Consider the following 12,826-nt stretch of genomic DNA (forward strand, 5'->3'; position numbering starts at 1 on the left):
TGCTTCATAATGTGGGCTTTCTTCCATACAAAGTGATCAGTGAAATATATTACGATATGACGAATCCATTATTTTCACGATGTTTATCTATGCTCTGATCATGATTATTTTTCTTTTAATTCTAACGATCTCCCTAAAATCAATAAATGTCATGAGTGACGAACTGAACTTGGTACAAAAGACATCAGATGTTCAAAGGCGTTTTTGCGCATGACAACTGATTGTTGTTGTAAAATGAGAACAACGACGGAACAGGTGAGGGGCGAACGGACATGACGAAACGATCCATCCAAGATGCTGCTTTTTTAGGCAAACGAAAACAAGTAATGCGCTGCATCGAACGTGGTGACGATCTGAACGAACTGGATGAAGAAGGATTTGCGGCGCTTCATTGGGCGATTCAGGAAGGGTACCTACGGATCGTCGAATTGTTGCTCGATCACGGCGCGGATGTCAACCTTCCGAATCAGGACGGGATGTCACCGTTGCATATTGCGCTATATGATCAAAAGACCGACATTGCGTTACTTTTGATCAAGCGAGGCGCTCATCTTGATTTAGATGAACACGGATTCTCAGCGCTTCATTTAGTAGCGGGGCGTGGCGGCAATAAAAAAGTCTTACGGAAACTAGCGCAGAACGTCGAGTTGTTACATCAACGGACCGATGACGGGGAAGGTGTGACACCGCTACATTATGCGGCGCAGGAAGGTAAGTCGAAAAAAGTCCAGCTATTACTGGAGGCAGGAGCAGAAGTCGATGCTGTCGGATTAGATGGATTCACGCCGCTGTATCTCGCAGTCGGAAATAATCATCCGAAAGCGGTCAAAGTGCTTCTAAAGGCGGGAGCCGACATCGAGGCGGAAAACGTCGCGGATGGCGATACGGCAGTCCTCGCATTAGCGAGTGCTTACGGCTATGAACGGGTCGTCCGGTTATTGCTCTCTTATGGAGCCGATCCACTGCATCGAAACGAAGACGGGCGGACAGCGCGTGATGCGGCACTGGATAATGAACACCATCAGATTGCGGAGATATTGCGCCAAAAAGAGATTGATGCGTTATCTGAGGAAGAGAATAAGTGAACGGTGGACGACAAGACAGGAAACATCTGCGGATGTGTCCTGTTTTTAATTTTTAAAGGATTTTCAAATTGTTTTGTCAAAATAGTGATAAAAGAATACATATTCACCGTTGAAAAGCTTGTCTTATCACGAACGTAATTGAACGTTTTAGGACTAAGGTGGATGGGAGAATAATATCCGCATTAAAAAGATAAAGGAGAACGATGGAATGATCGGAATCAGCATCGCCACCACATGGGAGTTTGACGCGACACTTGCGTATTTTCATATCTCGCCTGAAGAAAGAATCACTTATCCGTATGGTGAATACTTCACGCGTGAGATAAACGGGAAGACACTTCTGTTTTACAGCACGGGCGTTCGAAAAGTAAATGGCATCGGAGCGAATCAATATATGATCCTCCGTTTCTCATTGACGAAGGTCATCGTTGCAGGAACGTGTGCCGGGATTGATCCGAGGTACGACGTACTCGACATCATCGTGCCGGATCGTGCCGTTCAATATGATTGCACGGTCAAAGAGATTGAACCACTGATCAAACCCTCGTTCGCCGTCGATCTCGATGTATCGAAGTATGGCAACGACTTTCATCTCGGAACGATCGGAACGGCAGACCGTGCCGTCGTCATGTGGCGAGACTATATAGAACTGCGGGATAACGGATTGACGATTGCCGATACGGAAGCGGGGGCTATCGCGTACATCTGTCAGAAAAATGCAGTCGAATGTATCATCATCAAAGGTATCTCCGATTTTCCGACCGAAGAGAAAGAAGAAAATGCTGTCGAAGCAAACGTCGAACAGATGCGGATCTATATCGAGAACACACCAAAAGTCATGCAACGGATTTTTGCCGACTACTTATACCGGGTTCTAACGTAATCTTTCATCAGTGCACTTCTTTTACATATTTTCCAAGTTTCTTGCGGTAATATAGTTCAGTAGCATTGTATTTTTTGAAATATGTTCTATCATAGTGAATGGAAACGTTTTCTTAAAATGGTGAGTACATACCGAACTGTACAAGAAATGCGCTGCAATCGTCAGGATTCGTAGGTGTAGAAGTAGATGGAGGGACATAGAAGCATGCAGGAATGGAAAGTATCTGGTCAACCGGGTCAGAAACGGATTGATATTGAAAGCCGGTTTCGCCCGGAAATCGAAGGGTTACGCACGGTAGCTGCCTTACTCGTCGCGATCTATCATATTTGGTTCAATCGTGTCTCAGGAGGTGTCGATGTCTTCTTCGTCATCTCGGGTTTTTTGATCACGACATCGATCATCTCGACGATCAACCGGACAGGGGAGTTCAAATTCCTGCCGTACGTGACAAAGTTGCTGAAACGACTCTTGCCATCCGTTTTGTTCATCTTAGGCGTCGTGTTAGTACTAAGCACATTTTTATTACCGGCATCGATTCTCGGGAAAACAATTCGTGAAGTCGTCGCCTCGATGTTCTTTTATCAAAACTGGCAACTCGCCGTCTCAAGTACGGATTACTTAGACGCGACCCAGATGAAGTCACCCGTCGAACATTTTTGGGCACTATCGATCCAGTGGCAGTTTTATATGATTTGGTTCGTTCTGTTCTCGTTCATCTTATGGATGATGAACACGTATCAGATTCGGTCGATTAAAGCCGTCCTGAACGGTCTGCTTGGCTTCTTGTTCGTCACGTCACTCGCTTACTCGATCTACCTGACAGAAGTGAATCAGCCGTGGGCGTATTTCATTACGCCGACGCGGGTCTGGGAATTTGCCTTAGGTAGTCTGTTATGTGTGAACTTGTCGGCGATTCGTGTTCCGAAGTGGATAGCGACAATCATCGGCTGGGTCGGTCTGCTTGGCTTGCTGACGACTGGTGTTCTGTTTAACGTCTCGCAAATGTTCCCTGGCTATATCGCACTCTGGCCGATGACGTGCGCCTTGATGATCGTGTTATCAGGAACGCAAGAGACACGATTCGGATTAAAACGATTCCTCGGATCAAAGCCGATGGTCAAACTCGGTGGGATCGCGTTCGGGATTTATCTTTGGCACTGGGTGTTGCTTGAGTTCTATCGCTACAATGTTCAACAAACGCCAGGTCTGCTCGTCGGGACACTGATTATCGTTGCATCGATCGGTTTATCCTACTTGATGACGGAATGGATTGAAAAACCGATTCGCACTTCGACTGTCAATCGGACAGCATTCAAGAAGCTAGGTGCGCTGTTGACAATCAACGTTTTGTTGATTGGATCCTTACTCGGACTCGCTTATATGGAAGAGCAAGAGCTGAAACAAGCGGTCAGCAAGAATAAGTATCCGGGTGCTTTAGCGATCGAACAGACACTGCCTGTACCGAAGCAAGATCCGTTCCCGTCTTATGCGAACGTCTTCAATGACTTACCGCTCGTCCATACGGATGGTAGCAACCAAGGGCTGCAAAAGACGGAAGCGAAAGTCGGTGAATACGGGAAGACGAAGGATTATAAAGCGACGATTGCGCTCGTCGGAAGCTCGCACTCGGAGCAATGGTTCGGTGCATTGCATGAAGCAATCAAAGGAACGGACATCCGTTTACTCAATCTGACGCGGTCAGGAACACGTTTTTCGACCGGCTATGAACCGGACTCCTTAAAAGGAATCTGGAACCAGAACGTCTTGAACTATTTGAAGGATGCCGATGTTGATTTGATCATCTCGCACGTGACTGCAGCGGATGCTTCAAAAGACAGCATCCATCAACAAATGGTCGACCAGATGCAGTTCGTCAAAGACGAGTATGGGATCGATGGTCTAGCACTCCGGGATAATCCACGATACGATTTCAACGTACTCGAGGCGCTCGAGACGACAAGCATCGCGGATACGACGAAACAGATGAATACGCAACCGAACCAAACGGATGAGGCGTACTGGAAACAGTTCGAAAAAACGAACCAGTCGCTCCATAAGCTGGATTTGACGCGTTACTTCCACGTCAAAGGCGAGTATCGCCCTGTCATCGGCAATGTCGTCATCTATCGTGACAACAGCCATATGACGAATACGTATGCGGAAAGTTTTGCTCCGATGTTCAAGAAAAAGCTCGACGAAGTGCTCGCGGACAAATTAGCGAGTACAACAGCTAACACGAACCAATAGAAATTTAGAACGTGTCGTGAAGCTTAACGAGGAGGCAATGAAAGAAACCATGGCAAATGTTAAGGCAAAGTTTAATCGGTGCTTAAAACTAATCGAAAAATACCCACAAGCTTTCATAGTGGGGAATGGGTCAACGGAAAATGAGATTCTTGAAGTCGAACATCGTCTTCAGGTCACGTTTCCGCCAATGTACAAAGAATTTCTAAAAAAGTTCAGTTATCTGGCTACGCATGATGAAGAGATCTGGGGAATCAGTCCATCAAACAACCAGTTAGATCTTGTATTTAGACTTGAAAAATATAATGAGGAACTCCGTAGCAAATCTCAAAGTGAAGTTCCTTCACATTTATTAGGAATACAAGTAGAGGACTTTAATTTGTCGCTTGTATGCCTAGACTTACATGCCATGACCTACAATGATCAAGACGCAAAAGTATGTTTTTACCCAAGTGATGAACATTATTATTCGGATTCTTTTGTACAAGTATTATTTGAGGTGTGTGATAGTGCCGTGACATCTTATTTAGAGGATGCAGAGAAGGTTCCATCACCAACTACTAAAAAGGTGAGTGCGATCAAGACGGAGCACAAGGATGTTTATTTCGAAGCAAAAGCATTGATCCATGCACATCCGGAGTTATCTGAGTTCGGAGAAGGGATTTCGGATGCTGAAGTCGAGGCAATTGAAAAAGAGTTAAACGTTACCTTACCTGAAAGTTACGTGATTTTTTTGAAAGAATTCGGAGGGGGTATCTTTGGAGACAACCAGTTTTTTACGATGTTCAATGATGAATTAGTAAAAACGAATCTCGAATTGTATCATCCAACAGAATTTGAGCATGCTCTTTCAAAACATCTAGTAGCTGTCTATTTTGATGATCTTGAGGAATTTTATGCGTGTCTTGATTTCAAAAATGTAGTGAATGGTGAGCCTAAAGTAGTGTATCGAGAAGTGAACGTACCGGAAGAAGACTATGATGATCGTGATGCATTCAAATCGTTCTCCGATTTTCTCTACTACATTATTCAAGACACCATTGAGGTCAATAGCTAATATCATCCGATCGACTACGTAAATGCTCGATTTTTCCGTCAAACGTATAAGCAACGTAATGAAACGGCTTGAGTCCAGAATTCAAAAGGACTCAAGCCGTTTTCCTATTCTCAGCATGACTTAACGTATGAACCATGCAGAAGGGCTGAACGAAAACACAGAAAAACTCCCTTCAAAATAAACGGTTGAAAGAATGAAACCGTCTGTTTTGAGAGGGAGCGTTTATTCAACAGATTGAAACAATTAAACGGAATAACTGCCGTCCGGTTGCTCAAGTAATTCGAGTGCTCCAGTGCGAATCTGTGGATTCGTTCCGAAGTACGCATCGACGACGCGGGAAGCGGCGAAGCCGTCCTCCATCGGACCGTACGTCGCACGGAACGTATCGAGTTGCGCTTGATACATTTTCGTCAGACGCGGAATGTCCGATAAGGCGTGAAGCAAAGCCTCTTCCGTCTCTAAGATGGGTCCCGGAAGATCGTTGTAGTAATCGAGATAGAATCCGCGCAGCGTGTCCCGATAGAGATCAAGGTCATACGCATAGAACATCATCGGTCGATTCATGTTCGCGAAGTCGAAGAAGACAGAGGAATAGTCCGTGATCAGCAGATCCGTGATCAAATACAGTTCTTGAATATCCGGATAGGCCGTCACGTCAATGAATTGTTCCCGGTGCTGTACTGGAATCTTCGGTTTTTTCGTGACAAGCACGTGCGTCCGAATCAAGAAGACGTACTCATCGCCTAACGCTTCCGCGACCCGGTCGAAATCAAACGGATAGTCGAAGTAGAACTTCCCTTTGCCAAGCGATTGATGATCGCGGAAGGTCGGTGCATACAAGATGACTTTTTTGCCTTCCGGCAGTTGCAACTGCGTCCGAATCCGCTCGATCGTTGCTTCATCATTCGCCGTAAAGAAGAGGTCATTTCGCGGATAACCGGATTCGACGACAGGACCGCTATACTGGAATGCACTTCTAAAGATGTTCGTCGCATAAGGACTCGGAGACAAGAGGACGCTCCATTGCGCGATCGAATTCGTCACTCGTTCGACGTAGCCTTCATCCCGTCCATGGATCTCATCTAAGTCGAACAACATCTTCTTCAACGGCGTGCCGTGCCACGTCTGGATGTACGTCGTCTCTTTCCGCCGCGTCATGTAGTGCGGGAAGTTCTGATTGTTGACCCAGAACTTCGCCGTTGCCATGTAATAGAAGTAGGCGGGAGACAGGCGTTTGACGACTTTCGCGTTCGAATCACTCAGATAGAGCTTTTTGTTATAGATCCAGACGACTTTATAGCCGAGAGCTTGCTTCTTCAGTTCTTCGTAAATGTAACGCGGGCTGTCCGCGTAATGTTTACCGAGACCACTCTCGAAGACGACGAGTTTCGGGTCGACCGGTAAGACGCGTTGCATGAGTCGATATCCTGCCTTCATCGTCGGGAAGTAGAACCGGCTACGACGATAGACCTTAAAGAGGATGTTCGCCGCTTCGTTCGTCTGAATCTTCTCTAAAAGACTCGTCTGCTTCGTATAGTTCGCGATTGTTTGATAGACCTGATCGGAATAGGTCGTATCCGTTTTCGTCAAGAAGACGTCAGCGCGGCGTTTGAATTCGTCATCCATCTCAAAATGACGGCGTGCCGTCGCATCGAGATCCTTGAACAAGTCATCGATCGTCTTCGAGATCCGCCCCGGTAATTCGTTTTCGAGATCGAGATACGAACCGAGCGGACCGATGAAGCGTTTCGGGTCGAATTGCAGGTAATGGACCGGTCGCTTCAAGAAACTGAAGTCAAAGGCGACACTCGAGTAGTCAGTGACGAGCAAGAGGCTTTCCTTTAACAACCCTTGGACATCACGTTCGCCTTGATGGATGACCGTGATCGGTAAGTTCTCGAAGTGACTCGAATATTGCTGCATGTTCGGATGCAGGCAAAGGACGATCTGGAGACGATGTTGTTTTGCGTATGCATGCAGACGCTCACTCGATAGGAACGCTTGGTACTGCTGATAATATTCCGATTCGAAGAACTGGAGTGGCGTCTGTAACCACGAGCGCCACGTCGGAATGACGAGCATCTGACGTTTGACTGGGACGTCGTCGTTCAAGAGGGCATCAAAACGAGACAAACCGGTGATTTTGACCTCTCGCTCAGCGTAGCCCATGTCTTGTGTGACGAGTCGTTTCTCACGCTCGGAACTGACGAGGAACAGATCCGTATCGAAGGCAGCGGCAAACTTGCCGTACTGGTCATTCATGTTCTTCGTTCCGAGAACCCCGTGTTGGATGAAGACACGATCCGCCCGCATCTTCCGTTTGAACGGTTCGGACCGGAGCGGATACAAGTATTCCGCATGATGTGTCCCGATGACCTTCTTCGCCATCAACGAGTGATAGATGTGTTCCTTCGATTTAATCGGCAAGACGTTTCCGAGCGGAGCGACTTGTGCGTATTCGTTCGACGTCGGATCGATGACGTAATAGACCGGTCGCTCCGGATGGGTCTCGCGCATATACTTGAAGAAGTGATATCCGTTGTCCTGCGCTTTATAGGGACGTTCTCCGACGAGCCACGTGTTCTTCTCGGCAAACAGCCGGTAGAGCGGGGCGAACGTCATCAGATGATTCAGATAGGCGTAATTTTCATTCGTAAACTCGGTCATCTCAAACGATAGATTCCGGTGACCGACCGTGTAGTACGGGATGATGTGCATCGTCGACGTATCATCTTTCCCTAACGCTTCCGGTGTCAGTTGACGCGTGATGTACCGGGCGCGACCGAGACGGTGTAATTTTGGTTCCGACCGGTGATAGAAGTCGAGCGCGACGAAGGCGTCATACACCCCTTCTTGTAATTGCGCTGCTTGATAGAGTTGCGACCAGTGGATCGTCGCCGTGTAGTGATAGCGATACAATCCGAATTTTTTCGCGCTCGTCTCATTTTGGTACACCCAATCGATTGGGACCGGTACTTGATTGCCACTTTCCCGGTGAACGAGGAGCAAACGTCCCGTCTTGATGAACGCGTGACGGGTAAAGGCTTTCCCGCTGATGATTGTCGTCGCTTTCGTCTCATTGCGGACCGCATCGATTTGGATCTTCGGCTTCGTCTGCGGTTCTTTATTCAACAACAGTCGCAGGTTGCCTTTTAGATCGGTATACAGCTGGACGAATTCGTTGAACGTCTCATCCATCAATGGCACGAGCGGCGCGGGAATCTGCGTGTCAACGAAACGTCCTAGCAGAATCTGGCGGGTGAAGACGGATGCATCGAGCGTAGCATGACTCGGTAAGCCGTCAGACTCCCATTTGTGTATTTGCTCTGGTGTGAGGTGTTCGACTTTTTTCGTAAACGTCAGCCAGAGTGAAAAACGACCGACTGGATAGGCAGTCTCTTGATCGGCTTCGACAGACTCGATTTCAACGAGACCGTCCTCTTCGACTGTCGGAACGTCCGCATCCTGCATCTGAGCAGCGTGTTGACTCAGCTGAGAGACGAGCGTATGCGGCAGTTGGAAAGAGAAGCGATGATCGTGCTGTTGGTTCGGCACTTCAAGGACCGTCTCTTGCAAACGATCGCGAATGAGTAACGACGTGATCGTCAGCAACGGATCGTTTAATTGACCGGATAGCGTATAGTCTGTCGGCGAAGATTGAATCTGTAACGACTCTTTTAACGCCGATCGTTTAAGTTTCTTTGGTTTCTTCGGAAGTACAGTGTGCCCGAATTGGAGCACCCGGAGAACAGATTTAAACAGCATGGAATCAAGGGACCTCCTACTAGGTGATATTTTATGAAAGCGTTATCTTCCATTAGCATTCTATCACAATCAATAGCTAAAACATCCCAAATTTTGAAAAACAATACGGACTTTGGTGGATAGACGAAAAAAACCTTCTCACAGAGGAGAAGGTCAATAACCGATTAGTCGAGCTCACTCAAAAGCGTTAACCAGTTTGTCGTAAAGAGATCATCAGAAAACCGATTGATCGAGTGCAGGGCGGCTTCTCCCATTTGACGGCGTAGAGCGGGCTGCTCCATCAAGCGGATCGCTGCTGCTGCAAAAGCTGACGTGTCATCGGGTGGAACGATATAACCGGTCGTCCCGTGCGCGATGATTTCACGCGGACCATAACAGATGTCATAGGCGATGACCGGAACACCATGACCCATGCTCTCAAGGATTGCCATCCCGAACCCTTCAGATTGCGACGTGAAGATCGTCGCGACGGCGCCATGATAGGCGTCTTGAATGTTCGTGATGAATCCGTTGAATCGGATCTGTTTCGTCAGTGACAGTTCCTTGATCAACGCGTGGAGATCCTTTTCGAGCTGATCGTTGTAACCGAAGCCATAGAAATCAAGGAAAGCATTTGGATGCTGGTCGACGATCTTCCGCATGATACGGATACTGGCAGCGACATCCTTTTTGATTTGAATGCGCGAGACGACGATGAACCGATTCGGATCAGGTTCAGGAAGAACCGTATAATCCGCTTCCGGCACCGCACCGACACCGTGAGGAATCGCATGGAAAGTCTCCGGATGACCAAACTGATCGGTCATATGTGCTTGTTGCCGAGGAGTTGCCGTGATGACTCGATCCCACTCGTCGATGCGACCAAATAACGTATCCCAGACACCGCTGACCGTTGCCGTCCCGTTGAAGGGGGAGACGAAGTGATTGCTGTGTCCGAAGGCGATTTTTTTGATATTCGGATGCTTGACGTCCAAGATGACCGCATCTAAATTCTTTTTCGGTAGGTTGGCAAGACGATCCCGGTATTCGGACGAGATCAAGACCGCTTCATGCTGACCTAACAGCTTATTCAAGACGAACGTATTAAAGGTCGCCGGATCATTGAACTGTTTTTCCTGACCGGCTTCGAAATAAAACAGATGACTCCAGTCCGCTGAATTGATTTTATGCCAAATCGTTAAATAACACGTCCCGTCACTATGGAAGAAGGAGCGAGAGACCGGCTTGTTCGACGTAAACGAATACTGGATCGTCTGCACCAACTGACCGTTATCCAGATATTCTTCGCGGCGCAGGCGATGACGATTCTCTGAAAAATAATCGATGAAGCTAAGCTGACCGTTAGTATCAAACCGGGCGTACTGGACGTATGTACCATTGTCGAACAACCGATACGAATCTTTTTCGGCGCGACTCGCGTCGAGGAACAACGTATACCGCTTTTCCCAGCGTGGAATCAATTCGGCTTTCGAAGAGACGACGGACCGTTTGTCTGCCTGGCGACGTGCTAAAAAATTGATGACGTTGACGACTTGGATGCGAGGATCAAGCAACCGTGCCTCGACCATTTCTTGATGAATCGTTTCAAGATTCGGTTGAATCCCTAACGTCACGAGCGTCACGTTTCGCTCCGGATCAGCTGCGATGATCGCATTCGCTCGTTTAATGACTGCTTTTGATAAACCGCCACGCTGGGTCGCTAACGTATTCAATGTAAAAAACAAATCTCGTTTCATAGGGCATCTCCTTATACAGCGCTTACAATTTTAATGAGCGTCATGAAATGTGAATCTCTTTGGTGAACCTTGCCCATACTATAGCATACAATGTTGGAATAATAAGGAACCTAGGGATGAAATGAAGATGTCCCTAGGCATATCGTTAAGCTTCATGAATGGGTTGAACGAATGAAAGATTGGCTGTGATGTACGTATCCTGAGCCGTTTTCAAGCGTGGGGTGCCTTTCGATGACAAAACGATCTTCTCAATCGAAAGAACCGTACCCGGTGTATTTTTTGTCGGTAGTTCGTTTTTAAAGTCACGATCAGCATACTGTTTACAAGTCTTTAAAATCCGGACTGTTGTCGGAAGATCAGTCAGATACGTCTCGTCATCAATCATAGGCGGAAGATGGACGTATTTTTTGTTTGCCGTGACGTAAGCACCATCAACCGTGACGAGTCGTGGTGTGCCGGCCAGTGTCAACTGAAGATCGGAAATCGCCAGCAATTGCCCGACTTCAAGTGCTGTCTGCTTATGCTCGAATTCCAGATCGTCATACAAGAAAGCCTTCTCGAGTACGACGACTTGCGTCGGTGCATCGACATGATACTTCGTCGCGTCGATTTTCTGTACAGGTGATCTGGATTCCTCGGGACGAAACTCGACTTTAAGTTGCTGGTAATGCAGATGCATCCCATTGACACTACTCGGTAACGTCATCCGGACGACGAACGGATGATAGTCGTCATGGATCAGCATCAATTGGAATGGATATGAATGTCGTTCGAGTGCCTCCGTCGGAATGAATAATTCAGTCCCTTCGATATGGAACGGAACGGCGGTTTCCGTTGCTTCATCGTTAGGCGCGATTAAGAGAACTTGATCGACCGAAGCCGTGTCGTCTTTGAGTAATTGTACGACTTCATAGAATACACCATCAACGAGACGCGTGCCTGCATACGTGGCAAAGAACGGCTCAAGGACAGGTCCGAGATGATGTAATGATTTTGGCATCCGGAAATAAAGGCGGTTCTCCGATACATAGCGCCGGGCTTTATGTTTTTGGACGAGGAGCGTGATGAAGGCGACGAAGCTGTCGTAATCTTTTTGCTGAAGCAAGGCGTACTGCTTTTGGAAGATGTCATCGAAAATGAAATCGGCTGGATCTGCACCATGACGTTCAAAGATTGTGATCATCTCGCGGAATAAATCAAAGAAGGTCTGATGTTGCGGATGCTCAAGGAACCGTTTGTTGTTGAACAGACGGGAGAGGAAATCCATCTCGATCAGACGGCTCAAGGCATGAGTCTTGGCGACTGTCGGAATATCCAGTTCAAGCGTTTTCTCAAGCACCTGTAAATTAAAGGTCGTCTTCTCGAAGATGCTCGTCTGTCCGACTAACGAATCATTCATCGCGAATCGGTTGACGTGATAGACAGGTGCCGGATTCATCGAAGCCGTTTGACATTTGGAGATGGCTTCGAAGAAGAAAAGTTTATCTTCACCGAACTGCATCGGGCTGAACCGGATGTTATGCTCGATCAAGACGGAGCGCTTCAGGATTTTCCCAGGAGGTCCAACCGCGCGAAATACTTTGTCGATTTCATACGGGACAAGCTGATTGGCAGTCGTGAACGACGCGAACCGCCCAACTTTTTGAATCGACGTGTCGGTATGTTTGATCGTTTGACCGAATGCGATATCGGCATCGTTTGAAGCGGCTTGCGCGACGAGTTGAGGGAATCCGACCGGATCGAGGCGATCATCAGCATCTAAGAACGTGACGTATGTACCTGTCGCTTCTTCGATTCCGACGTTTCGCGGATGGGCAGGACTTCCCGTATTTTCGGGGAGTTCGATGATGCGAATGAAATCCATCGTTTGTGCAGCCGTGTGGAGAATCGACAATGATTCGTCCGTCGAACCGTCATCAACGAAAATCGCTTCCATCGTTGAATGATCAAGCGTGAGTGCCTGAATCGACGCGATACAAGTCGAGAGATACGTCGCTTTATTGTATACAGGAATGATGATTGAAACAATTTTCCCCAACAGTAATTCCCACCTTAA

The 12,826-nt window shown here is 47.4% G+C and carries 7 protein-coding genes; 4 read left to right on the plus strand and 3 right to left on the minus strand.

Annotated elements, in window-relative coordinates; translation table 11 throughout:
• The first annotated feature begins 272 nt into the window (after positions 1 to 272).
• The 4 genes from KNQ03_RS00370 to KNQ03_RS00385 all read left to right on the plus strand — a co-directional run bounded on the left by KNQ03_RS00370 (position 273) and on the right by KNQ03_RS00385 (position 5,269).
• Entirely contained in the window at positions 273 to 1,085 is an 813-nt protein-coding gene (locus KNQ03_RS00370; RefSeq protein WP_214722917.1) for an ankyrin repeat domain-containing protein, read from the plus strand.
• A gap of 208 nt (positions 1,086 to 1,293) precedes the next feature.
• The gene (locus KNQ03_RS00375) at positions 1,294 to 1,968 is read left to right on the plus strand and encodes a 5'-methylthioadenosine/S-adenosylhomocysteine nucleosidase family protein (protein WP_214722919.1); all 675 of its coding nucleotides are present in this window, start codon (positions 1,294 to 1,296) and stop codon (positions 1,966 to 1,968) included.
• 204 nt (positions 1,969 to 2,172) lie between these two features.
• A complete protein-coding gene (locus tag KNQ03_RS00380; protein WP_214722921.1) occupies positions 2,173 to 4,215 on the plus strand; it encodes an acyltransferase family protein in 2,043 nt (680 codons plus the stop codon).
• Between the two features lie 37 nt (positions 4,216 to 4,252).
• Positions 4,253 to 5,269 (plus strand): SMI1/KNR4 family protein, encoded by a 1,017-nt coding sequence (locus tag KNQ03_RS00385; protein WP_214722923.1) that lies wholly within the window; start codon positions 4,253 to 4,255, stop codon positions 5,267 to 5,269.
• Between the two features lie 243 nt (positions 5,270 to 5,512).
• On the opposite strand, the gene KNQ03_RS00390 is transcribed toward KNQ03_RS00385, so the two are convergent.
• The 3 genes from KNQ03_RS00390 to KNQ03_RS00400 all read right to left on the minus strand — a co-directional run bounded on the left by KNQ03_RS00390 (position 5,513) and on the right by KNQ03_RS00400 (position 12,808).
• Entirely contained in the window at positions 5,513 to 9,034 is a 3,522-nt protein-coding gene (locus tag KNQ03_RS00390; protein ID WP_214722925.1) for a CDP-glycerol glycerophosphotransferase family protein, read from the minus strand.
• 164 nt (positions 9,035 to 9,198) lie between these two features.
• Positions 9,199 to 10,770, minus strand: a complete 1,572-nt coding sequence (locus tag KNQ03_RS00395; RefSeq protein ID WP_214722927.1) for a glycosyltransferase — start codon at positions 10,768 to 10,770, stop codon at positions 9,199 to 9,201.
• Positions 10,771 to 10,915: 145 nt separating this feature from the next.
• Entirely contained in the window at positions 10,916 to 12,808 is a 1,893-nt protein-coding gene (locus tag KNQ03_RS00400; RefSeq protein ID WP_214722929.1) for a glycosyltransferase family 2 protein, read from the minus strand.
• Positions 12,809 to 12,826: the final 18 nt, after the last annotated feature.

This window comes from Exiguobacterium sp. s143 (genome assembly GCF_018618895.1).
Classification (GTDB): Bacteria; Bacillota; Bacilli; order Exiguobacteriales; family Exiguobacteriaceae; genus Exiguobacterium_A; species Exiguobacterium_A abrahamii.

What these genes read in the sequence shown, in the direction of transcription:
- KNQ03_RS00370 (WP_214722917.1), top strand. Translation starts at nt 273, where the DNA reads ATGACGAAACGATCCATCCAAGATGCTGCTTTTTTAGGCAAACGAAAA.
- KNQ03_RS00375 (WP_214722919.1), top strand. Translation starts at nt 1,294, where the DNA reads ATGATCGGAATCAGCATCGCCACCACATGGGAGTTTGACGCGACACTT.
- KNQ03_RS00380 (WP_214722921.1), top strand. Translation starts at nt 2,173, where the DNA reads ATGCAGGAATGGAAAGTATCTGGTCAACCGGGTCAGAAACGGATTGAT.
- KNQ03_RS00385 (WP_214722923.1), top strand. Translation starts at nt 4,253, where the DNA reads ATGAAAGAAACCATGGCAAATGTTAAGGCAAAGTTTAATCGGTGCTTA.
- KNQ03_RS00390 (WP_214722925.1), bottom strand. Translation starts at nt 9,034, where the DNA reads ATGCTGTTTAAATCTGTTCTCCGGGTGCTCCAATTCGGGCACACTGTA.
- KNQ03_RS00395 (WP_214722927.1), bottom strand. Translation starts at nt 10,770, where the DNA reads ATGAAACGAGATTTGTTTTTTACATTGAATACGTTAGCGACCCAGCGT.